The sequence below is a fragment of the Streptomyces sp. NPDC050439 genome, from assembly GCF_040655335.1.
GTDB lineage: Bacteria > Actinomycetota > Actinomycetes > Streptomycetales > Streptomycetaceae > Streptomyces.
This window is the reverse complement of the sequence record NZ_JBFAJT010000011.1, coordinates 91,769-114,726: the sequence shown is the minus strand read 5'-3', so window position 1 is coordinate 114,726 and position 22,958 is coordinate 91,769. Positions and strand designations below refer to the sequence as shown.

Annotated in this window: 19 protein-coding genes; 8 read left to right on the top strand and 11 right to left on the bottom strand. The window is 70.0% G+C overall.

Going from position 1 to position 22,958, the window contains the following annotated elements:
- Positions 1-5: 5 nt before the first annotated feature.
- On the bottom strand, positions 6-533 hold the full coding sequence (locus tag AB0I66_RS37065) for a GNAT family N-acetyltransferase (RefSeq protein ID WP_363212468.1): 528 nt from the start codon (positions 531-533) through the stop codon (positions 6-8).
- 138 nt (positions 534-671) lie between these two features.
- Between AB0I66_RS37065 and AB0I66_RS37060 the strand changes: the two genes are divergently transcribed.
- The gene (locus tag AB0I66_RS37060; protein ID WP_363212467.1) at positions 672-1,379 is read left to right on the top strand and encodes a nitroreductase family protein; all 708 of its coding nucleotides are present in this window, start codon (positions 672-674) and stop codon (positions 1,377-1,379) included.
- Here the strand turns inward: AB0I66_RS37060 and AB0I66_RS37055 are convergent.
- Positions 1,358-2,497, bottom strand: coding sequence for an alkene reductase (locus AB0I66_RS37055; RefSeq protein ID WP_363212465.1), 1,140 nt, complete (start codon positions 2,495-2,497; stop codon positions 1,358-1,360). The genes AB0I66_RS37060 and AB0I66_RS37055 overlap by 22 nt on opposite strands.
- 74 nt (positions 2,498-2,571) lie before the next feature.
- On the opposite strand from AB0I66_RS37055, the gene AB0I66_RS37050 reads away from it, so the two are divergent.
- Complete coding sequence (locus AB0I66_RS37050; RefSeq protein WP_363212464.1) at positions 2,572-2,940, top strand: MerR family transcriptional regulator; 369 nt, start codon at positions 2,572-2,574, stop codon at positions 2,938-2,940.
- 86 nt (positions 2,941-3,026) lie between these two features.
- Positions 3,027-3,896: an alpha/beta fold hydrolase gene (locus tag AB0I66_RS37045; protein ID WP_363212463.1), complete on the top strand. Its 870-nt coding sequence runs from the start codon at positions 3,027-3,029 to the stop codon at positions 3,894-3,896.
- Positions 3,897-3,980: 84 nt separating this feature from the next.
- Here the strand turns inward: AB0I66_RS37045 and pruA are convergent, their stop codons facing one another.
- Together pruA and AB0I66_RS37035 are read right to left on the bottom strand one after the other, a co-directional pair.
- On the bottom strand, positions 3,981-5,612 hold the full coding sequence (gene pruA, locus AB0I66_RS37040) for an L-glutamate gamma-semialdehyde dehydrogenase (RefSeq protein WP_363212462.1): 1,632 nt from the start codon (positions 5,610-5,612) through the stop codon (positions 3,981-3,983).
- A 49-nt stretch (positions 5,613-5,661) separates the two neighbouring features.
- Positions 5,662-6,588: a proline dehydrogenase family protein gene (locus AB0I66_RS37035; protein ID WP_363212461.1), complete on the bottom strand. Its 927-nt coding sequence runs from the start codon at positions 6,586-6,588 to the stop codon at positions 5,662-5,664.
- 180 nt (positions 6,589-6,768) lie between these two features.
- Between AB0I66_RS37035 and AB0I66_RS37030 the strand changes: the two genes are divergently transcribed.
- Positions 6,769-7,938: a helix-turn-helix domain-containing protein gene (locus tag AB0I66_RS37030; RefSeq protein ID WP_363212460.1), complete on the top strand. Its 1,170-nt coding sequence runs from the start codon at positions 6,769-6,771 to the stop codon at positions 7,936-7,938.
- A gap of 95 nt (positions 7,939-8,033) precedes the next feature.
- Entirely contained in the window at positions 8,034-8,402 is a 369-nt protein-coding gene (locus AB0I66_RS37025) for a hypothetical protein (protein ID WP_363212459.1), read from the top strand.
- Between the two features lie 92 nt (positions 8,403-8,494).
- On the opposite strand, the gene AB0I66_RS37020 is transcribed toward AB0I66_RS37025, so the two are convergent.
- The gene (locus AB0I66_RS37020; RefSeq protein WP_363212458.1) at positions 8,495-9,091 is read right to left on the bottom strand and encodes a TetR/AcrR family transcriptional regulator; all 597 of its coding nucleotides are present in this window, start codon (positions 9,089-9,091) and stop codon (positions 8,495-8,497) included.
- Between the two features lie 97 nt (positions 9,092-9,188).
- On the opposite strand from AB0I66_RS37020, the gene AB0I66_RS37015 reads away from it, so the two are divergent.
- The gene (locus AB0I66_RS37015; protein WP_363212457.1) at positions 9,189-10,751 is read left to right on the top strand and encodes an MFS transporter; all 1,563 of its coding nucleotides are present in this window, start codon (positions 9,189-9,191) and stop codon (positions 10,749-10,751) included.
- A gap of 53 nt (positions 10,752-10,804) precedes the next feature.
- Here the strand turns inward: AB0I66_RS37015 and serA are convergent, their stop codons facing one another.
- The 6 genes from serA to AB0I66_RS36985 form a co-directional block, all read right to left on the bottom strand.
- Positions 10,805-12,409: a phosphoglycerate dehydrogenase gene (gene serA, locus AB0I66_RS37010; protein WP_363212456.1), complete on the bottom strand. Its 1,605-nt coding sequence runs from the start codon at positions 12,407-12,409 to the stop codon at positions 10,805-10,807.
- 227 nt (positions 12,410-12,636) lie between these two features.
- Positions 12,637-13,635 (bottom strand): ketol-acid reductoisomerase, encoded by a 999-nt coding sequence (gene ilvC / locus AB0I66_RS37005; protein WP_363212455.1) that lies wholly within the window; start codon positions 13,633-13,635, stop codon positions 12,637-12,639.
- A gap of 109 nt (positions 13,636-13,744) precedes the next feature.
- Positions 13,745-14,272, bottom strand: a complete 528-nt coding sequence (gene ilvN, locus AB0I66_RS37000; protein ID WP_160507374.1) for an acetolactate synthase small subunit — start codon at positions 14,270-14,272, stop codon at positions 13,745-13,747.
- A 29-nt stretch (positions 14,273-14,301) separates the two neighbouring features.
- Positions 14,302-16,149: an acetolactate synthase large subunit gene (locus AB0I66_RS36995; protein ID WP_363212454.1), complete on the bottom strand. Its 1,848-nt coding sequence runs from the start codon at positions 16,147-16,149 to the stop codon at positions 14,302-14,304.
- 233 nt (positions 16,150-16,382) lie between these two features.
- The gene (locus tag AB0I66_RS36990; RefSeq protein WP_363212663.1) at positions 16,383-19,256 is read right to left on the bottom strand and encodes an EAL domain-containing protein; all 2,874 of its coding nucleotides are present in this window, start codon (positions 19,254-19,256) and stop codon (positions 16,383-16,385) included.
- 361 nt (positions 19,257-19,617) lie between these two features.
- Positions 19,618-20,568 carry a 2-hydroxyacid dehydrogenase gene (locus AB0I66_RS36985; RefSeq protein ID WP_363212453.1) on the bottom strand — a complete coding sequence of 317 codons (951 nt, stop codon included), beginning with the start codon at positions 20,566-20,568 and terminating at the stop codon, positions 19,618-19,620.
- 97 nt (positions 20,569-20,665) lie between these two features.
- Between AB0I66_RS36985 and AB0I66_RS36980 the strand changes: the two genes are divergently transcribed.
- Both AB0I66_RS36980 and AB0I66_RS36975 read left to right on the top strand, forming a co-directional pair.
- Positions 20,666-21,658, top strand: coding sequence for an aldo/keto reductase (locus AB0I66_RS36980; protein ID WP_363212452.1), 993 nt, complete (start codon positions 20,666-20,668; stop codon positions 21,656-21,658).
- A gap of 124 nt (positions 21,659-21,782) precedes the next feature.
- Positions 21,783-22,958 (top strand): PQQ-dependent sugar dehydrogenase, encoded by a 1,176-nt coding sequence (locus AB0I66_RS36975; RefSeq protein WP_363212451.1) that lies wholly within the window; start codon positions 21,783-21,785, stop codon positions 22,956-22,958.

Genomic DNA, 22,958 nt, shown 5'->3' with positions numbered 1-22,958 from the left:
CGAGCCTAGAAGATGTCACCGTCCCGCCAGTCGATGAGGAGTTCGTGCGCCGGGTCGAGGTCGGCGCCCCACAGGAACGGGGGTTCCTCGTCCGGCATGGGGACCGCGCCCTGCGGGCCGAGGGTGCCGACCGAACCCTTCCACCGCTGCCAGCCGCGCCCGAGGTAGAGCCGCTCCCCCTCGTCCGACGCCGAGAGCGCGCCCAGGACGTACGCCCGGTCGATCACCCGCTCCAGGGCGCCCATCACCTGCCCGCCCAGACCCTGCCGCTGCCGGTCCGGGCGGACGGCGACCGCCTCGACGTAACCGACGCGCAGCGAACGGCCGTTGTGCAGGATGCGGCGCTGCACCACGGAGCCGTGCGCGAGGAGAAGGCCGGAGTCGTCGTGCACCAGCGCGTGCATGCCGCCGAGTCCGTGCTCCCAGTCCTGGTCACTGAAGTCCCCGTCGAACGCCTCGTCCATCAGGGCGCGGGCGGCACGGAGTTCGGCCGGGTCGATGTCACAGGTATGGGCCGTACGCAACGTGGTCACCTCTCCACCGTACTCAGGCCATATCTGAGTACGCACGCCGATTTCCCGGGCGGTATCCGGCCTTGCTGGGGGGCGGATTCACGCTCGGGCTCTCATTGATCGTGACGGGGTGGAGCTGACCGGGGCACACTCGGGACCATGGCTGACGAGACCGCAGAACGGCCCTGGACCCCCATCCACGGCGAGCCCTACCGCTCCGTTCCGTACCGCCCCGAGCGCATGCCCGAGTCGCAGTCCCTGACCCGTTCCGCCGAGTTGCGCGAGCGGATGCGGGAGCGCCGCACCGTACGGCAGTTCGCCCCGGACCCCGTGCCCGCGCAGGTCGTGCGGGACGCCGTCGCGTGCGCGGCGACCGCGCCGTCCGGCGCGCACCAGCAGCCGTGGACCTTCGTCCTCGTCCAGGACCCGGAGGTGCGCCGCCGTATCCGCGAGGCCGCCGAGCACGAGGAGCAGGTCTCGTACGACGGGCGGCTCGGCGAGGAGTGGCTCGCGGCCCTGCGCCCGCTGGGCACGGACGAGGTGAAGCCGCATCTGACGGACGCCCCCGCCCTGATCGTCGTCTTCCAGCAGCGCTACTGGCTGGGCGAGGACGGCACCAAGCACAAGCACTATTACGTCGACGAGTCGGTGGGCATCGCGGTGGGAATGCTGCTGTCCGCGCTGCATCTGTCCGGCCTCGCCGCGCTGATCCACACGCCGAGCCCGATGCGGTTCCTGTCGCAGGTGCTCGGCAGGCCGGAGAACGAGAAGGCGTTCGCGGTGATTCCCGTGGGCTACCCGGCGCCGGACTGCCAGGTCCCCGACCTCGTACGGAAGTCCCTTGATCAGGTGCTCGTGGAGGTCTGAGCGGAGGCCTGAGCGGAGACCAACAGACTCTCCAGGGACGGGTAGTCGGTGTAGCCCTCGGCACCGTGGGTGTAGAGGTGCCTCGCGTCGATCTCCTGGAGCGGCGCGCCCACCGCGAACCGCTCCGGCAGGTCGGGGTTGGAGATGAAGGCACGGCCGTACGAGACGAGGTCCGCGAGACCCTCGGCCAGCACCGCCTCCCCGGCCTCCCGTGTGGTCGGGTCGCCGTTCTCGCCGACGTTGCCGATGAGGGTGCCGTGCCAGTGGGGGCGCAGGTCGGTGAGGGCCGGGTAGCTGTCGTTGTCGGTGAGGTGGAGGTAGGCAAGGCCGAGGCCGTCGATCTCGTCGAGCAGCGCGCGGTAGACGGGGCCGGGGTCCGCCTCCGTCATGCCGAACTGCGGGTTGCCCGGGGAGAGGCGCAGGCCCAGGCGCTCGGCGCCGATGGCGTCGGCGACGGCGCGGACGACCTCCACGGCGAAGCGGATGCGGTCGGCGATCGTGTTCCGGCCGTACTCGTCGTCACGGAGGTTGGAGTTGTCCGCGAGGAACTGGTGGATCAAGTAGCTGTTGGCGCCGTGCAGTTCGACGCCGTCGAAGCCCGCCGCGATGGCGTTGCGCGCGGCGTCGGCGAAGTCCCGGACCGCCGTGTGGATCTCGTCGACGCTCATCTCGCGCGGGGTGACCGGGTCGGCCTTGCCGCCGTCACGCACGTGGACGCGGCTCGGGTCGACGAGCACGGCGGACGGCGCCGCGGGAATGTCCTCGTCGATCCGGGACAGCGGGTGCCCGTGTCTGCCGCCGTGCATCAGCTGGGCGTAGATGCGGCCGCCCGCGGCGTGCACGGCCTCGGTGACCCGCCGCCATCCCTCGATGTGCGCGGCGGTCTCCAGGCCGGGGAAGCGCCAGCCGCTCTGGCCCCGGCTGCTGGGCCAGATGCCCTCGGTGACGATGAGGCCGGCGCTCGCACGCTGGGCGTAGTGGTCGGCGACCACCGGCAGCGGGGTGCCGTCCTCCGTGGCGCGGTGGCGGCTCATGGGGGCCATGACGATGCGATTGGGCAGACGCAGGCCGTGGGCGGTGGGGGCGGAATACGGTGTGAGGAGCTTGGTGTTCGTCATGCCGGAACGGTAGAAGCTGACACCGGTGTCAGATTCAAGTGCGGAGGTACTTCAAGTGCGGAGGTACGCGTGACATGAGGATCGGCGAGCTGGCGAAGCGTACCGCTGTGAGCGAGCGGTCCCTGCGCTACTACGAGAAGCAGGGCCTGCTGCACGCGGACCGTACACCGGGCGGCCACCGCGACTACCCGGAATCCGCGGTCGACCGGGTCGTGCACATCCAGGAGCTGTTCGCGGCGGGCCTGTGCAGCGCGAAGATCGTGCAGCTGCTGCCCTGCATGCGGGACCAGGACGGCGGCCCGTCGGAGAAGGCGACGCCGTGGCTGGTGGAGGAGCTCTCGGTGGAGCGGGCGCGGATCGACGGCATGGTGGAGGAGTTGCTGCGGGCCAGAGACGTGCTGGACGAAGTGATCACCGCGGCGGCGGGGAAGAGCAACGCCTAACCCCTTAAAGCGTGTTGACTGGTTATGTCGACGCGTGCTCTACTCATCTCCGAGGCAACCACCAAAACGCGCCTGAGGGGTTAGAGATGAGCAACAGAACGCACCACCGCTCCATCACCGTCCGGGGCCACGAGATCGCCTACCGCGAGGCCGGCCGCGCCGACGCCCCCGTCCTCCTCCTGCTGCACGGCTTCCCCTCCAGCTCGCACATGTTCCGCGACCTCATCCCGCTCCTGGCCGACCGCTACCGCGTCATCGCCCCTGATCATCTGGGCTTCGGCCGCTCCGCCACCCCGTCGACACAGGACTTCACGTACTCCTTCGCCGAACTCGCCGACCTCACCGCGGAGTTCACCGAGAAACTGGGCCTGACGCGGTTCGCGCTCTACATCCAGGACTACGGCGCTCCCATCGGCCTGCGCCTGGCGCTCGCGCACCCCGAGCGCGTCACCGCGATCGTCACGCAGAACGGCAACGCGTACGAGGAGGGTCTCGGCACCGAGGCCTGGGCACCCGTCCTCGCGTACATCGCGGACCCGAACGAGAAGACCGCCGCGCCCGTACGGGAGATCCGCTCCCCCGAAGGCATCAAGTGGCAGTACACGCACGGCGTTCCGGACCCGACCCTGGTCAGCCCCGACGCCTGGCTGCACGACGCCGCACTGATGGCGCGCGAGGGCCAGGACGAGATCCAGCTCTCCCTGATCGGCGACTACGGCAGCAACATCGCGCTGTACCCAGCGTTCCAGGAGTACTTCCGCGCCTCCCAGGTCCCGCTGCTCGCGGCCTGGGGCGCCCACGACGAGATCTTCGTGCGGGGCGGCGCCGTCGCCTTCCTCCGCGATCTGCCGCAGGCCGAGGTGCATCTGCTGCCCGCCGGCCACTTCGCCCTGGAGACCCACGCGGCGCAGATCGCCGCGCTGATCGACGGCTTCCTGACCCGGCGCCTGCCCTGAGCCGGGAAGCAGCACCGCCTCCGACCGGGGTGGGGCCCAGGTCGGAGGCGGGGTTCAGAGGGGGCGTCGAGGCCCCTGGGGGCGTCAGCCCATGTGCGGGTACGAGTACTCCGTCGGCGGGACCAGCGTTTCCTTGATGGCGCGGGTCAGCGTCCAGCGCTGCAGGTTCTGCGGGGCGCCGGCCTTGTCGTTGGTGCCGGAGGCACGGCCGCCGCCGAAGGGCTGCTGGCCGACGACGGCGCCGGTCGACTTGTCGTTGATGTAGAAGTTGCCCGCGGCGTAGCGGAGCTTCTCCATCGTGTGCGCGGCGGCGGCGCGGTCGCCCGCGATGACCGAGCCGGTGAGGGCGTAGTCCGAGGCCGACTCCATCTGGGTCAGCATCTCCTCGTACTTGTCGTCCTCGTAGACGTGGATCGCCAGGAACGGGCCGAAGTACTCGGTCGTGAAGACCTCGTTGGCCGGGTCCGAGCACTCGACGACCGTCGGACGGACGAAGTAGCCCACCGAGTCGTCGTACGTGCCGCCCGCGACGATCGTGCAGGTCGGGTCGGCCGCGGCGCGGTCGATGGCCGCCTTGTTCTTGGCGAACGCGCGCTCGTCGATGACGGCGCCGATGAAGTTCGACAGATCGGTGACGTCACCCATCTTGATGCCGTCGACCTCGGCCGCGAACTCCTCCTTGAAGCCGTCGTTCCAGATCGAGGCCGGGACGTACGCACGCGACGAGGCGCTGCACTTCTGGCCCTGGAACTCGAAGGAGCCGCGGGTCAGCGCGGTCTTCAGGATGGCGCGGTCCGCGGACGGGTGCGCGACGACGAAGTCCTTGCCGCCGGTCTCGCCGACCAGGCGCGGGTACGTGCGGTAGTTGGCGATGTTCTCGCCGACCGTCTTCCACAGGTGCTGGAAGGTCGGGGTCGAGCCGGTGAAGTGGATGCCCGCCAGGTCGCGGTGGGTCAGGGCCACCTCGGAGACGGCGATGCCGTCACCGGTGACGAGGTTGATGACGCCCTTGGGCAGACCGGCCTCTTCCAGGAGCTGCATGAGCAGCACGGCGGCGTGCGTCTGCGTCGGGGACGGCTTCCACACGACCACGTTGCCCATCAGGGCCGGGGCGGTGGGGAGGTTGCCCGCGATGGCGGTGAAGTTGAAGGGGGTGATCGCGTAGACGAAGCCCTCGAGCGGGCGGTGGTCCAGGCGGTTCCAGACGCCGGTCGCGTTCGCCGGGGGCTGCTCGGCGAGCAGGTCACGGGCGTACTTGACGTTGAAGCGCCAGAAGTCGATGAGCTCGCAGGGCGTGTCGATCTCGGCCTGCTGGGCGGTCTTCGACTGGCCGAGCATCGTCGAGGCGGCGAGGGTCTCGCGCCACGTCGTGGAAAGCAGCTCGGCGGCGCGCAGGATGATCGCGGCGCGGTCGTCGAAGGACATCGCGCGCCAGGCCGGGGCGGCGGCGAGCGCGGCGTCGACCGCGTCCTGGGCGTCCTGCTTGGTGGCGCCGCGGCCGGTGCCGATGACGGCCTGGTGGTTATGCGGCTGCACGACCTTGAAGGGCTCACCGCCACCGAGGCGCTTGACGCCGCCGATGGTCATCGGCAGCTCGATGGGGTTCTCGGAGAGCTCCTTGAGCTTGGTCTCGAGACGGGCACGCTCCGGGGAACCGGGGGCGTAGCCGTGCACCGGCTCGTTGACCGGCGCGGGGACCTGGGTGACGGCGTCCATGAGTTCCGTTCTCCTTAAGGGGGGTCGGGGGAAGTCGGGAGAGGAGCGCTCAGCCCTTGGTGAGGATGGAGCGGGCGAAGAAGAGCAGGTTGGCCGGCTTCTCCGCGAGGCGGCGCATGAAGTATCCGTACCAGTCGGTGCCGTAGGCGGTGTACACGCGCATCCGGTGGCCCTCGGCCGCGAGCCGCAGGTGCTCGTCGCTGCGGATGCCGTACAGCATCTGGAACTCGTACTCGTCCAGTTTGCGACCGGCACGGCGGCCGAGCTCCTGGGCGATGGAGATCAGGCGCGGGTCGTGGGACCCGATCATCGGGTACCCGTCACCCTCCATGAGGATGCGCATGATCCGCACGTACGCCTTGTCGATCTCGGCCTTGTCCTGGTACGCGACCTCGGCGGGCTCCTTGTAGGCGCCCTTCACGATGCGGACGCGGCTGCCCGCGGCGGCCAGGCGGCGGGCGTCGTCCTCGGTGCGGAAGAGGTAGGACTGGATGACGCAGCCGGTCTGCGGGAAGTCCTTCCGCAGCTCCTCGTGGATGGCGAACATCGAGTCGAGGGTGGTGTGGTCCTCGGCGTCCAGGGTGACCGTGGTGCCGATGGCGGCGGCGGCCTCGACGACCGGGCGGACGTTGCCGAGGGCGAGCTCGTGCCCGCCTTCCAGCGCCTGGCCGAACATGGACAGCTTGACGGACATCTCGGCCTTCGTGCCGAGGCCGAGGTCCTTGAGGCGCTCGACGAGCTCCAGGTAGGCGTCGCGCGCGGCGGCGGCCTGCTCGGGCGTGGTGATGTCCTCGCCGACGACGTCGAGGGTGACCTCGAGGCCCTTGTCGGCGGCGTCCGTGATGATCGGCACGACCTGGTCGACGGTCTCACCGGCGATGAAGCGGCTCACGACCTGCTTGGTGCCCGGGGCCGCAGAGACGAAGCGGCGCATCTGGTCGCTGCGCGACGCGGCGAGGATCACGGGACCCAGCACGGGCACCTCCACGGAGAGTAGAAACAGGGCCGTACCTGGATATGCGTAACGAAGCGGTACGGCACGGAGAACCACCGTGAAACTTAAGGATCCCTCCGATCCGGGGCCATCGACACCTGTCACGCATCCGTGCCCTGGATCTCAGACATCTGTCTGAAGCGGGGGGCGAACTACGTCAGAATGGACAGCGTGAAAGGCGATTACCAGGAACTGGTCGACGAGATCTCAGCCCTGCTCGGCGCGCCCGCGACGCTGGAGAACCGCGATTTCGAGCTGATCGCCTTCGGCGCGCACGACAGCGGCGGCGACAGCGACTTCGACGCGGCGGCGCTCGACCCGGTGCGCACCCGCTCGATCCTCACGCGCCGCTCGACGGCGGGGGTCCGCACCTGGTTCGAGAGCTTCGGCATCACGCGCGCGACGGGGCCGGTCCGCATCCCGCCCACTCCGGAGGCGGGCGTCCACCGCGGGCGGATCTGCCTTCCCGTACGGCATCGGGGGTTCGCCCTGGGTTACGTATGGCTGCTCGACGACGATTCCGGGCCCACGGACGCCCAGCTGACCGCCGCCATGGAGGTCGCCGCCCGCATCGGCGCACTCCTTGCCGACGAGGTGCAGGCGGGCGCCGATCTGACCCGGGAGTTCCGGGCCGTCCTCACCGCCGAGCGGGGCTGGCAGCGGGACATGGCCGTGGCCGACCTGCGCACGGCGCTCGGCCCGCGCGCCGAGGGCCTGCACGCGGTGGTGTGCGTGGCCCCGTGGCCCTCCGCCGACCCGGACTCCGCCCCTTCCGTCCGTACGGTGCAGGGGGCGACGGCCCTGTGCACCGTGCCGTGGGGCACGGCGGGCCAGAGCCTGGCGATCCTGGTCCGGCTGCGCTCGGCGGACGTACCGACCCCGGCGGTCTCGGCGGCCACTCGGCTCCTGGAGACGGCACCGCACGCGGCGGCGGGCATCGCGAACGCCCGGCACGGCCTGGACGAGCTGGGCGCGGCCTGGTGGGAGGCGTCGACGGCGGCCCGCGCGGCCCGCGCCGAACCCCGCTTCGCCCCGGTGGCCCAGTGGTCGCAGGTGGGCCCCTACCGCCTGCTGACCTCCCTGCCCGCGGAGGCGGCACAGGACCCGGCGGCCCGCGCCCTGCTCTCCCCCGCCCACCGCGAACTCGCCCGCACCGCAGAGGTGTTCCTGGACTGCGCGGGCCAAGCGGGCCGCGCGGCGGCGGAGTTGGGAATCCACCGCCAGACGCTCTACTACCGCCTCTCCCGCGTGGAGCAACTCACGACCCTGGACCTGGACGACGGCGAGGACCGCCTGCTCCTGCACATGGTCCTGAAGGCGTCACGACTGTAAGAGCACGGCTACAGGCGGCTTCTGACGTGACCATGGCCGGGTAGCGTCTCGCCTTGATCACTCAGGCACCACTCCACAGGGAGACCTAACACCCCATGCGATTCAAGTTGTTGGCACCTGCCGTCGCCGCCGCGGCCCTCGTCGGCACCACCCTGACGGGCGGCATCGCCGTGGCGCAGACGCCCTCGGCGCCCGTGTCCGCCACCGCGGCGCCCAGCTGCGGCAACGGCCTCACGAACGTGCCGGCCAAGGAAAGCGTCAAGATTCGGACGTCGCCGAAGCTGAGCGCCACGGCCGTCGGCCTGTGGGCCAAGGGCCAGAAGGGCTTCATCTGCAACGACGGCAAGTCGATCAAGGGCCAGAAGTACACGCTCTGCGGCAAGACGAGCACCGAATGGCTCTACGGCATCACGAACAGCACGAACAAGAAGGGGTACGTCCCCCGCGCCTGCATGAAGTGGTAGCCAAGGACGTCTCAGCAGCATGAGAGGAGCGGTGCGGGCGGCTCACCAGCCGCCCGCACCGCTCCTCTCGTTCCTCTCCCCGGCCGTCCGCCTCACTCCTCGGACATGCGCCCCATGACCCGCCGCATCCCCTCGGTCAACTGCTCGGCCGTGGTCGCCGATTGCGGGTCGAAGAGCCACTGCACCATCAGGCCGTTGAGCAGCGTCGTGTAGAGGCGGCCCTCGGTCTCCACCACGTCGTCGGGGATGTCGCTCTCCTCGATCCCGGTGAAGGCCGCCGCGAGCCCGCTGCGGCCCTCCCGTTGCGCCTTGACCAGCAGCTCGCGCACCCCGGCGAGGCGCTCCCCCTGGGTGATGACCTCGAAGGTCAGCATCCAGATGGAGCGGGACTGGGGGAAGTCGCGCAGGACGTTCGCCCAGATCTGCTCGAAACGCTCCAGCGAGCCACCCTTCGTCTCGCCGCTCGTCCCGCTCTCCCTTGCGGGAGCGTCGTCGAAACCATCGCCGGCCTTCTCGACCAGCGCGATGAACGCCTCCACGAGGAGCGCGTCCTTGGACCCGTAGTGGTAGCCGATCGATGCCAGATTCGTGCCCGACTCCTTCACGAGGTCACGGGCCGTCGTGCTCACGAAGCCCTTCGCCAGCAGGCAGCGCTTGGCGCCTTCGAGCAGATCCTCACGGTGTCCCATGCGCGCCAGCGTACCGCCCGTCCATACGCACGTACTAGACGCTTGTTTTATACGCTCGTACTAGACAAGTGTTTATGACGCTCGTACAGTCCTCGGCATGACGAACTCGACGCACGACCAAGCGAATTCGGCGGTCCCCGAGCGCGCGGGCCGCAAGGAGTGGACCGCTCTCGCCGTCCTGATGCTGCCGCTGCTCCTGGTCTCCATGGACGTCTCGGTCCTCTACTTCGCGGTACCGGCGATCAGCGCCGACCTGGAGCCGAGCGGCACCCAGCAGCTGTGGATCTTCGACATCTACGCGTTCGTCCTCGCGGGCCTGCTCATGACGATGGGGTCGCTCGGCGACCGCATCGGCCGCCGCAAGCTGCTCATGTTCGGGGCGCTCGCCTTCGGCGCGGCTTCCCTGACCGCCGCCTACGCGGGCAGCGCCGAGCTGCTCATCGCGGCCCGCGCGGTCCTCGGCATCGGCGGCGCGACTCTGATGCCGTCCACGATGGCCCTCGTCCGCACCATGTTCCGCGATGCCGGGCAGCGCGCGAAGGCGATCGGCATCTGGAGCGGCGTGATGGTCGCCGGGGTCGCGCTCGGCTCGGTGATGAGCGGCATCCTCGTCGAGCACTTCTGGTGGGGCTCGGTCTTCCTGGTCAACCTGCCCGCGATGGTGCTGCTCCTGATCCTCGCCCCGGTCCTCATCCCGGAGTCCAGGGACCCGCGGCCGGGCCGCTTCGACCTGCTGAGCGTCCCGCTGTCCATGGCCGCCGTGCTGCCCGTCGTCTACGGCGTCAAGGAGATCGCCGCCGAGGGCCCCGACCCCGTGTACGTCGCGTCGCTCGCCGTCGGCCTCGCCTTCGCCGCCCTCTTCGTGCACCGCCAGCGCACGGCCGAATCCCCGCTGATCTCCCCCGCGCTGTTCCGGGGCCGCGGCTTCGCCCCCGCCGTCCTCCTGAACCTCGTCTCCGCGCTGGCGATGATGGGTTCGGCCTACTTCACCACGCAGTACCTGCAGTCGGTCCTCGGCAAGAGCGCCATGGAAGCCGCCCTGTGGGCCCTGCTCCCCTCGGTCCTCATCGGCTTCGCCGCTCCGGTCGCCACGGCCATGGTGCAGCGGGGGATGAACCGCGCCCATGTCGTCTCGTCCGGCTTCGCCGTCTCGGCGTGCGGATTCGGCCTGCTGGCCCTGACCGGCACGGACTCGATGTGGACGGTCCTCACGGCCGCCGGGCTCCTCGCCTGCGGCGCCGTGATCGTCGGCTCTCAACTCACCGATCTGGCCCTGGGTTCGGCCCCGGCGGAGAAGGCCGGCTCCGCCTCATCGCTCCTGGAGACGGGCCAGGAGTTCGGCGGCGCGCTCGGCATGGCCCTGCTCGGCTCCATCGGCAACGCGGTCTACCGGAACGAGATCGCGGACACGGCCCCGGCCGAGGCCCACGAGACGCTGGGCGGCGCGCTGGCGGTGGCCCGCGAGATGCCGGACAAGGCGGCTGCCACTCTGGTCGACACGGCCCGGGAGGCGTTCACGAGCGGGATGCATGTCGCGGCGCTCGCGGGGGCGGTGCTGCTGCTCGCGTCGGCGGTACTGGCGGCCGTGACGCTGCGGCGGTCCGAGCCCGCACGGAAAACGCCGGACGAGCTGGAGATGTCCAGCCCGTCCGGCGCTTGAGGACGAACTCGGCGGAGCCGGTGATGAACCGGCGGCCGAGGCTTCGGGGTCCCCTAGTCGGTCAAGTTCACCGCACGCGCGGACTCCGCGCCGATCTCCTCGGCCAGCTCGTTGAGGACCGACTGCGGCACAGTGTCGTCCACCGTGAGGACGGCAAGGGCCTCCCCGCCGACGTCGGCGCGAGCGACCTGCATGCCGCCGATGTTGATGCCCGCCTCGCCGAGGACGCGGCCGACGGTGCCGACGACACCGGGACGGTCCGCGTACCGCAGGACGACCATGTGCTCGGCGAGCGCCAGGTCCACGTCGTACCCGCCGATGGCGACGATCTTCTGCAGGTGCTTGGGGCCGGCCAGCGTGCCGGAGACCGAGATCTCCTCGCCGCCGGTCAGCGTGCCGCGCACCGTCACGACGTTGCGGTGGTCCGGGGACTCCGAGCTCGTGGTGAGGCGGACCTCGACGCCACGCTCCTGGGCGAAGAGAGGCGCGTTCACGTAACTCACGGTCTCGTCGACGACGTCCTCGAACACGCCCTTGAGCGCGGACAGTTCGAGCACCTTCACGTCGTGCTGGGTGATCTCGCCGTACACCTCGACGTCGAGGCGGGCGGCCACCTCGCTCGCGAGGGCGGTGAAGATGCGGCCGAGCTTCTCGGCGAGCGGCAGACCGGGACGCACGTCCTCGGCGATGACGCCGCCCTGGACGTTCACGGCGTCCGGGACGAGCTCGCCCGCGAGCGCGAGGCGCACGGACTTGGCGACGGCGATACCGGCCTTCTCCTGCGCCTCGTCCGTCGAGGCACCGAGGTGCGGCGTGCAGACGACCTGGTCGAACTGGAACAGCGGGGAGTCCGTGCAGGGCTCCTTCGCGTACACGTCCAGACCGGCGCCCGCGACGCGGCCCTCCTTCAGCGCCGAGTACAGCGCTTCCTCGTCGACGATCCCGCCGCGCGCGGCGTTCACGATGCGGACGGCGGGCTTGACCTTGTGCAGGGCCTCGTCACCGATCAGACCGACCGTCTCGGGGGTCTTGGGCAGGTGCACGGTGATGAAGTCAGAGACCTCGAGCAGCTCGTCGAGCGTGAGGACCTTGACGCCCATCTGCGCGGCACGCGCGGGCTGCACGTACGGGTCGTAGGCGACGACCTTCATGCCGAAGGCGCTCATGCGCTGGGCGACAAGAGCACCGATGCGGCCGAGACCGACGACACCGAGGGTCTTCTCGGCGAGCTCGACGCCCGTGTACTTGGAGCGCTTCCACTCGCCGGCCTTCAGGGCCTGGCTGCCCTGGGGGATGTTGCGGGCGGTGGCGATGAGCAGGCCACAGGCGAGCTCGGCTGCGGTGACGATGTTCGAGGTGGGTGCGTTCACCACCATCACGCCGGCCTTGGTGGCGGCGGACACGTCCACGTTGTCCAGGCCCACGCCCGCGCGGGCGACGACCTTCAGCTTCTTGGCGGCCGCGATGGCCTCGGCGTCGACCTTGGTCGCGGAGCGGACCAGAATCGCGTCGACGTCGGCGATGGCGGGCAGCAGCTCGGCGCGGTCCGCGCCGTTGCACTGCCGGATCTCGAAGTCCGGGCCCAAAGCGTCGACAGTGGCGGGCGACAGCTCTTCAGCGATGAGTACGACCGGTTTGCCGTTGGCAGCAGTGCTCACGTGAGTCCTCACAAGTCCAATGCGGACGGCCGTCCCGACGGCCGCATGCGGTGTCGCTTAGCCGCGTGGAAGACGCACGACGCTGTGGGCCCGACGCGAATGTTGAAAGCAGTCTAGTGGCGCGGCGGAGGCTGTCTTACGCCTCCGCGGAAGGATCACTCGTCCGTGGCTGGACGAGGTGGACAACGCCGGAGGGAGAGCGCCCCCTCCGGCGTTTCCGGGGTGCCTCAGGCCTCTTCGTCGACCCACGACATGAGCTTGCGGAGCTCCTTGCCGGTGGTCTCCAGGAGGTGCTCGGAGTCCGCGGTCTTGTACTCGTTGTACTTCTTCAGACCGCCGTGGTACTCGTCCATCCACTGCTTGGCGAACGTGCCGTCCTGGATCTCGCCCAGGACCTTCTTCATCTCGGCCTTGGTGGCGTCCGTGATGATGCGCGGACCGGTGACGTAGTCGCCCCACTCGGCGGTCTCGGAGATCGACCAGCGCATCTTCTCCAGGCCGCCCTCGTACATGAGGTCGACGATGAGCTTCAGCTCGTGGAGGCACTCGAAGTACGCGATCTCCGGCTGGTAGCCGGCCTCGGTCAGCGTCTCGAAGCCCGCCTTGACCAGCGCCGCGGTACCACCGCAGAGCACGGCCTGCTCACCGAACAGGTCGGTCTCGGTCTCCTCGGTGAAGGTCGTCTTGATGACGCCCGCACGCGTGCCGCCGATGCCCTTGGCGTACGAGAGAGCCAGCGCGAAGCCGTTGCCGGTCGCGTCCTGCTCGACGGCCGCGATACACGGAACGCCGCGGCCCTCCTCGTACTGACGGCGGACGAGGTGGCCGGGGCCCTTCGGGGCGACCATGCAGACGTCGACGCCCTCGGGGGCCTTGATGAAGCCGAAGCGGATGTTCAGGCCGTGACCGAAGAACAGCGCGTCGCCGTCCTTGAGGTTGTCCTTGATGGACTCCTCGTAGACCTGGGCCTGGATCGGGTCCGGGACCAGGATCATGATGACGTCGGCCTCGGCGGCGGCCTCCGAGGGAGTCACCACGCGCAGGCCCTGCTCCTCGGCCTTGGCCTTGGACTTGGAGCCCTCGTGCAGACCGACACGGACGTCGACACCCGAGTCACGGAGCGACAGCGCGTGGGCGTGGCCCTGGCTGCCGTATCCGATGACCGCGACCTTGCGGCCCTGGATGATGGACAGGTCGGCGTCGTCGTCGTAGAACAGCTCGGCCACTGGAAATCTCCTATGTGTGCTGGTGTTGCGACCCACCGTACGGCGGGCGGGGGGAAGAAAGTTTTCAGGTCTCGCCATACGGGCGGGACCGACGGCTCGGCCGGCTGATTCAGGCCGAGCGGTCGAGCGCCCGCAGGCTGCGGTCCGTGATGGAGCGGGAGCCGCGGCCGATGGCGATGGTGCCGGACTGGACGAGTTCCTTGATGCCGAAGGGTTCCAGCATCTTGAGCATCGCCTCCAGCTTGTCGCTGGATCCGGTGGCCTCGATGGTGACCGCCTCGGGCGAGACGTCCACGGTCTTGGCGCGGAACAGCTGGACGATCTCGACGATCTGCGAGCGCGTCTCGTTGTCGGCGCGGACCTTGGCGAGGACCAGTTCGCGCGCCACGGCGCCGGCCGGCTCCAGTTCGACGATCTTCAGGACATTGACGAGCTTGTTGAGCTGCTTGGTGACCTGTTCGAGCGGCAGGTCCTCGACGTTCACGACGATGGTGATGCGTGAGATGTCGGGGTGCTCGGTGACGCCCACGGCCAGGGAGTCGATGTTGAAGCCGCGGCGGGAGAACAGGGCGGTGATCCGTGCGAGGACACCGGGCTTGTTCTCGACCAGGACGGAGAGCGTGTGCTTGGTGGACATGACTCGTGGTCTCTCTTTCGCGTCCGGTCTCAGTCGTCTTCGTTGTCGCCGAAGTCGGGGCGGACCCCGCGGGCGGCCATGACCTCGTCGTTCGAGGTGCCGGCGGCGACCATCGGCCACACCTGGGCGTCCTCGTGGACGATGAAGTCGACCACGACGGGGCGGTCGTTGATGGCGTTGGCCTCGGCGATGACCTTGTCGAGGTCCTCGGGGCGCTCGCAGCGCAGCGCCACGCAGCCCATCGCCTCCGACAGCTTCACGAAGTCCGGGACGCGGGTGCCCTTGTTGGGGCCGATGTCCTCGGGACCGCTGTGCAGCACGGTGTTGGAGTAGCGCTGGTTGTAGAACAGGGTCTGCCACTGGCGGACCATGCCGAGGGCGCCGTTGTTGATGATGGCGACCTTGATCGGGATGTTGTTCAGGGCGCAGGTGGTGAGTTCCTGATTGGTCATCTGGAAGCAGCCGTCGCCGTCGATCGCCCAGACCGTGCGGTCGGGTGCTCCGGCCTTGGCGCCCATCGCGGCCGGGACCGCGTACCCCATCGTGCCCGCGCCGCCGGAGTTGAGCCAGGTGGCGGGCTTCTCGTACTGGATGAAGTGGGCGGCCCACATCTGGTGCTGGCCGACGCCCGCCGCGAAGATCGTGCCTTCGGGGGCGAGCTGGCCGACGCGCTCGATGACGTGCTGCGGGGAGAGCGAACCGTCCTCGGGCTGGGTGTAGCCGAGGGGGTAGGTGTCGCGCCAGCGGCTGAGGTCGGCCCACCAGGCGGTGTAGTCGCCCTGCGCCCCGGCGGTGTGCTCGGCCTGGACCGCCTGGATCAGGTCGGCGATGACCTCGCGGGCGTCTCCGACGATCGGCACGTCGGCGGCGCGGTTCTTGCCGATCTCGGCCGGGTCGATGTCGGCGTGGACGATCTTCGCGAAGGGCGCGAAGCTGTCCAGCTTGCCGGTGACGCGGTCGTCGAAGCGGGCTCCGAGGGCGACGATCAGGTCGGCCTTCTGCAGCGCGGTGACGGCGGTGACCGCACCGTGCATGCCCGGCATTCCCACGTGCAGCGGGTGGCTGTCGGGGAATGCGCCGAGCGCCATCAGTGTGGTGGTGACGGGCGCTCCGGTCAGTTCTGCGAGAACCTTCAGCTCGGCGGTGGCCTGGGCCTTCAGGACGCCGCCGCCGACGTAGAGGACGGGCCGCTTGGCGGCGGTGATCAGCTTGGCGGCCTCGCGGATCTGCTTGGCGTGCGGCTTGGTCACCGGGCGGTAGCCGGGCAGGTCCTGGGTGGGCGGCCACTGGAAGGTGGTCTGCGCCTGGAGTGCGTCCTTGGCGATGTCGACCAGGACCGGTCCGGGGCGGCCCGTGGAGGCGATGTGGAAGGCCTCGGCGATCGTCGCCGGGATGTCCTCCGCCTTGGTGACCAGGAAGTTGTGCTTGGTGATCGGCATCGTGATGCCGACGATGTCCGCCTCCTGGAAGGCGTCCGTGCCGATGGCCTTGGAGGCCACCTGGCCGGTGATCGCGACCAGGGGGACGGAGTCCATGTGGGCGTCGGCGATCGGGGTGACCAGGTTGGTGGCACCGGGGCCGCTCGTCGCCATGCACACCCCGACCTTGCCGGTGGCCTGCGCGTAACCGGTGGCGGCGTGGCCCGCGCCCTGCTCGTGACGGACCAGGACGTGACGGACGCGGGTGGAGTCCATCATCGGGTCGTACGCGGGAAGGATGGCACCGCCGGGAATGCCGAATACCGTGTCGGCCCCGACTTCCTCGAGAGAACGAATGAGGGACTTCGCACCCGTGACGTGCTCGACGGGGGCGGGCTGCTGTCCTGAGGATCGGGGCCGCGGCTGCGGATGGTGGGCCCCGGTGGCCTGCTCGGTCATCGGCATTCTCTTCTCGAAGCTGAGGGTTTTTGCGGGGTGTTTGCGGGGATTTGGCAGGTGCCTGTGCAACAAAAAACCCCTCGTGCCGTGAGGCAAGCGAGGGGAGCGCGTCGGAGCGGGTGCAGGGATTCCGGAGTTCGAACCGGTGGGTCCCAGCTTCAGCCGACGCGCTTTCCAAGTACGAGAATTCGGGTGCGCATGGCATTGACCCTCTCCCCGGCGCACTGTGCCTGTCAAGTAGGTGGGACGGGGGTCTCATTATGTGAGCGGGCGAACGCCTCGACACCTCCCCCGTACGCCACCTGCGGACCGCCCGCGAGGACCGGCTCCGCGGGCCCGTGCGGGACCGGATACCGCCCGATCGACAGCGCGCGGCGCAGGCGGTACTCGTCGAGCGGACCGGAGAACGCCATGCCCTGCCCGTGCGTGCAGCCCATCGCGCGCAGGGCGATGACCTGCTCCGGGAGATCGACGCCGTCGGCCACCGAGCACAGCCCCAGATCGCCGGCGATGCGCAGCAGACCAGAGGTGATCTTGTGCAGCCGCGCGGACTCGACGACACCCTCGATGAGACCGCGGTCCAGTTTCAGTACGTCCACGGGGAGCCGCCGCAGTGCGGTGATGGCGGCATAGCCGCTCCCGAAGCCGTCGAGGGCGATCCGTACGCCGAGCCTGCGCAAGGTGGTCAGCCTGCGCTCCAGGTCGTCGAGGGACACCCGCGGGTCGCTGTCGGCGAGCTCGATGATGAGCGCCCCGGACGGCAGTCCGTACCGCGTGAGGAGCGCCTCGATGGACCCGAGCGGCATGGAGCGGTCCAGGAGGCGGCGCGCGCTGATACGGACCGCGACGGGCGTCGCATGACCCGTGCGGCCGCGCTCGGCGGCCTGCTGGACGGCCTCCTCGATCACCCAGCGGCCCAGCTCGGCGGTACGGGCGCCCTCCTGGGCGTCCGACGAGTCGGCCACGCGCAGGAACTCGGCGGGCGTGAAGAGGATGCCCTGCGCCGAGCGCCAGCGCGCCTGGGCGGCGACGGAGGTGATGCGACCGTCGTCCAGGGAGACCACCGGCTGGTGGAGCAGCGCGAACTCGCCGTCGTGCAGGGCGGTGCGCAGCCGTGTCGCCAGCTCCGCCTTGCGCACGACGTCGGCCTGCATCTGGGGTGCGTACAGCTCGACACGGCCCTTTCCGGCGGCCTTGGCGCGGTACATCGCGAGGTCGGCGTTGCGCAGCAGTTCGCCCGCGCCGATGCCGGGCTCGGCGAAGGCCACGCCGATGGAAGCCGCCACGCGTACGTCGTTCCCGTCGATCGCGTAGGGCTGGGAGAGGGTGATTCTGAGACGGTCGGCGAGTTCGTAGATGTGCTGCTCGCGTGCGGCCTGGTCGCGGGTGCCGTCACCCACGATGAGCGCGGCGAATTCGTCGCCGCCAAGCCGGGCCGCGCAATCCCCGGACCTGACGGCCTCCTGAAGGCGGCGGGCCGCCTGGATCAGGAGTTCGTCTCCTGCTTGGTGGCCGATGGTGTCGTTGACCGCCTTGAACCCGTCGAGATCGATGAAGAGCACGGCGGTGCCCCGGTCGGTGACCCTGCGGCCGGTGAGCGCCTGGCCCACCCGGCGGGTGAACAGGGAGCGGTTGGGCAGGTCGGTGAGGGGGTCGTGCTCGGCGTTGTGCTGCAACTGCGCCTGCAGGCGCACCCGTTCGGTGACGTCGCGGCTGTTGAAGAGGAGTCCGCCCTGGTGGCGGTTGACCGTGGACTCCACGTTCAGCCAGTCGCCGTGGCCGGACTTGAAGCGGCACTCGATGCGGGTCGTGGGCTCTTCGGCGGGGTTCGCGGTGAGGAATCTGCGGACTTCGTGGACCACGCGGCCCAGGTCCTCGGGGTGCATGAGCGAGGCCAGTTCGGAGCCGACGAGCTCCTCGGCCTCGCGGCCGTAGACCCCTGAGGCGGCCGGGCTGACGTAGTGGAGTATGCCGTTCGGCGCGGCGATCATGATGACGTCGCTGGAGCCCTGGACCAGGGAGCGGAAGTGGTTCTCCTTCTGGGCCAGTTCCTGGGTGAGGGTGATGTTGTCCAGGAGCATGATGCCCTGGCGCACGACCAGGGCGAGCACGACCGTCCCCGCGGTGAAGAGGACCACTTCGTCGACGCTGCGGCCGCTGAGCACGTTGTAGAGGATTCCCAACGTGCATACGGCGGCCGCCAGATAGGGCGTCAGTGCGGCCAGCGACCCGGCGATGGGCCGGGTGGGGGCGGACCGGGCGTCCTTGGGGGCGTCCTCGCGGCGCACGCGCGCGTGCGGTTGCGCGTCCTCCCCCTGCTTGTGCCAGGGCACCGCCCAGGGCGCGTACGCGAGGAGCAGGGAGCCGGCGAACCAGCCCGCGTCCAGCATCTGCCCCGAGCGGTAACTGGCGTGCAGGAGCGGCGAGGTGAACATCGCGTCGCACATGACGGTCAGTGCGAGGGCGCCGATCGCCGTGTTCACCGCCGTGCGGTTGGCGGACGACCGTCTGAAGTGCAGCGCGAGGACCATGCTGACCAGCGCGATGTCGAGGAGCGGATAGGCGAGCGAGAGCGCGGCGTGCGCGACGCTCTGGCCCTCGAACTGTGCCGTGTGCGCGAGCGCGAGGCTCCAGGAGAGCGTGAGCAGTGAGCCGCCGATGAGCCAGGCGTCGAGCGACAGGCAGACCCAACCGGCCTTCGTCACCGGGCGCTTGGCGAGCACGAGCAGGCCGATGATGGCGGGCGGCGCGAAGCAGAGGAAGAACAGGTCGGCGAGGCCCGGGCTCGGCACGGGCTGTTCGAGCACGACCTCGTACCAGCCCCATACGCCGTTGCCCAGGGCCGCCATCGCGGAGGAGAGCGCGAACAGCAGCCATGCGGGTCGAAAGCGGCTGCGCCGGGTGCGTGAGTAGCGGAAACAGGAGACCGCCGCGGCCGCCGCCGCGATGCTCAGACCGAAGTCGCCCATGATCAGCGCGGCCCGGGGTGATCCCCAGCCGAACGCGGCTCCGGTGGCATACCCGCCGCAGACCACGAGGAGCGCGATCTGCGAGGCCAGGCTCGCGCCGGAGGCGGGTCGCCGGGTCAGCGGCGAGCCGGGCGGCATCGGCGCCGTCAGCCCTCCGCCGCCCTCCAGGGCGGTGGCGGCTGACGGGCGGGTGCTCACCGGGCCGCCCTGATCCGTGGCGCCGGTCCGCGTGAGAGTCGTCGTCGGCGGCCTCGCCGCGTCGGATGGTTCGCCCATTGGCCGTCCATCGCCCGTCGCCCCCCTCGCGTCTGCTGTCTCGTCCCCGGCGCCGACGAACTCTCCACGGCGCAGCCCCTGTCGGGACGATACACCAGTCTCGTCACTCAGGGACATAGCTTCTCTACGCTCCGTGACGGTCGGAGGTGTTGTGGACACGGGGCGCACACAAACAGGTGCGGAGTGTGCTCGAACGGTCCCTGAGTGACCGTGGCTCGGTGACCTACTCGGTCGTCAGGACGACGTTGCCGAGGGGTTCCCCGGCCACGTGACGGGTCAGCTGCGCGGCGAGCAGGCGCTTGGCGCGTGGCTGGAAGGCGGAGGTCGATCCGCCCACGTGCGGGCTGATGAGCACTCCAGGAGCCTGCCACAGGGGATGACCTGCGGGCAGCGGTTCCGGGTCGGTCACATCGAGGGCGGCGGTGATCCGGCCGCTCTCCAGTTCGGCCAGGAGCGCCTTGGTGTCGACGACGGGGCCGCGCGCGACGTTCACGAGCAGTGCGCCGTCCTTCATGCGGGCCAGGAAATCGGCGCCCACCAGGCCTCGGGTGGTGTCGGTGAGGGGCGTGGAGAGGATGACCACGTCGGCGTCGGGCAGCAGCGACGGCAGTTCGGCGAGCGGATGCACGGGGCCGCGCTCCGTGGCACGGGCAGAGCGCGCGACGCGCGCCACCCGCGCGCACTCGAAGGGGGCGAGCCTGTCCTCGATGGCGGAACCGATCGATCCGTATCCGATGATCAGCACGGACTTGTCGGCGAGCGCCGGATAGAAACCGGACCGCCAGTCCTCCAGCCGCTGCCCTTCCACGAAGCGGGGGATGCCCCGCAGCGACGCGAGGACCAGGGCGAGCGTCAGTTCCGCCGTGCTGGCCTCGTGCACCCCCTTGGCGTTGCACAACTGCACGCCGGGCGCGAGGTATTGGAGCCCGGACCGCATCTGGTCGACGCCCGCGGAGAGTGTCTGTACGGCGCGCACGGATGTCATCTCCGGCAGGGGGCGTACGGCGACCTCCGGACCCTTCAGATAGGGCACCACATAGAAGGCGCAGTCGGCCGGGTCCGCGGGGAAGTCCGCGCCGCCGTCCCAGAAGCGGTAGTTGATCCCCGCTTCGGCTGCCGGGGGCAGGCCTTCGATCTCGTCCTCGGCATAGGGGAGCCATACGTCTGTCGTCATGGTCAGGAGGCTAATGCGCGGAGGGCGCACGCCGCGTGGAGGGAGGCAGAGGTTACGTTGGGGGCCGCTCGGACATGAGGTGGGAGGGCACGGCCAGGTGGACCGCAGGACGATCGGCGCGGCAGCGCTCGAGGTGGGTGCGGTCGGGCTCGGCTGCATGCCGATGAGCTGGGCGTACACCGGCTCACGGCAGCGGGGCGAGGAGTCGCTGCGCACCGTGCACGCCGCGCTCGACCAGGGCTCGACCCTCCTCGACACCGCGGACATGTACGGGCCGTTCACCAATGAGCTGCTTGTGGGCAGGGCGTTGAAGGAGCGGCGGGCCGAGGCCTTCGTGTCCACCAAGTGCGGGCTCCTCGTGGGTGAGCAGCACATCGTCGCCAACGGCCGCCCCGGTTATGTGAAGCGGGCCTGCGACGCGTCGCTGCGGCGGCTGCAGACCGAGACGATCGACCTGTACCAGCTGCATCGCGCCGATCCCGAGGTGCCCGTCGAGGAGACCTGGGGCGCGATGGCCGAGCTCGTCGCCGCCGGGAAGGTGCGGGCGCTCGGGCTGTGCGCGGTGGGGGCGCGGGCCTCCCGGCGCGAGGGCATGGGGCTGCACGAGGGAACGATCCGGCAGCTGGAGCGGATCCAGCAGGTCTTTCCGGTCAGCGCGGTCGAGGCGGAGCTCTCGGTCTGGTCGCGCGAGGCCCTGGAGACGCTGCTGCCGTGGTGTGCGGCGCGCGGGATCGGTTTCCTGGCGGCGATGCCGCTGGGGAACGGTTTCCTCACGGGGACGTTGACGCCGGGGCAGGGCTTCGAGCCGGACGACCTGCGGGCCCGGCACCCGCGTTTCACCGCCGAGATGATGGCCGCCAACCAGCCGCTGGTGGTGGGTCTGCGCCGGGTGGCCGAGCGGCACGGGGCGACTCCGGCGCAGGTGGCGCTTGCGTGGGTGCTCGCGCAGGGCCGCGATGTGGTGCCGATACCGGGGGCGAAGCGGGAGCGGTGGGCGGTGCAGAACGCGGGGGCGGCGGTGGTGCGGCTGACCGGGGCGGACCTGGCCGAGATCGCTGCGCTGCCGTCGGCGATGGGATCCTGGGAGTGACGTCCGCTCGTCGCTTACGGTCGCGGGTCGGTGGCATCCGCGAGACGGTGGAGCAGGGTTGGGAACCTGCGGGGACCGAGCGGTGTATGAACAGTAGAAGCGCTGCGTCGAAGGGAACCTGATCGTGCAACGGACTGCTGTCACGGCCGCATTGGCTGCCGCCGCCCTCGTGCTCACGGCCGGTTGCTCGTCCGGGGGCTCGGACACGCCGGACAACGGCAAGAGCGCCGAGTCGAGCCCCGCGAAGTCGGAGGGGCCGGAGGAGACACCCTCGGGCAAGGCGCGCGCCGGCGACGCCCCGCCGAAAAAGGGCTCGGCCTCGGTCACCAAGACACTCACCGAGAACCTGAAGTCGCCGTGGGGCCTCGCACCACTGCCGGGCGGGGACCTGCTGGTTTCCTCGCGCGACGAGGGGACCATCACCCGCGTCGACGGCGAGACGGGCAAGAAGACGGAGCTGGGCTCGGTCCCCGGCGTCTCCCCCGCGGGCGAGGGCGGCTTGATGGGCCTGGCCGTCTCTCCCTCGTACGCGTCGGATCACATGGTCTACGCGTACTTCACCACCGAGTCGGACAACCGCATCAGCCGCATGTTGTACGACGAGAAGAAGCCCTCCGGCGAGCAACTGGGCGCGCCCGACACGGTGTTCAAGGGCATCCCCAAGGGCGTGGTCCACAACGGCGGCCGGATTGCCTTCGGCCCGGACAAGATGCTGTACGCGGGCACGGGCGAGACGGGTGACACCGGTCTCGCCCAGGACAAGAAGTCACTGGGCGGCAAGATCCTGCGCCTGACCGCGGACGGCGATCCGGCCCCCGGCAACCCCTTCGACGACTCCCCCGTCTATTCGTACGGCCACCGGAACGTGCAGGGGCTGGCCTGGGACGAGGAGAAGCGGCTCTGGGCGGCGGAGTTCGGCCAGGACACCTGGGACGAGCTGAACGAAATCAAGGCCGGCGGCAACTACGGCTGGCCGGAGGTGGAGGGCAAGGGCGACGAGGAGGGCTACGACGACCCGGTGGCCCAGTGGAAGACCTCGGACGCTTCCCCCAGCGGCATCGCCTACGCCGAGGGGTCGATCTGGATGGCGGGCCTGCGCGGCGAGCGCCTCTGGCGCATTCCGGTCCGCGGCGTGGACGGCACCGTGGAGCCCCAGTCCTTCCTGAAGGGCAAGCACGGCCGCCTGCGCACGGTGGTCGCGGCGGGCAAGGACAAGCTGTGGCTGGTGACGAACGAAACGGATTCCCGGGGCACCCCGGAGAAGGGGGACGACAAGATTCTCGAGGTGACGGTGAAGTAG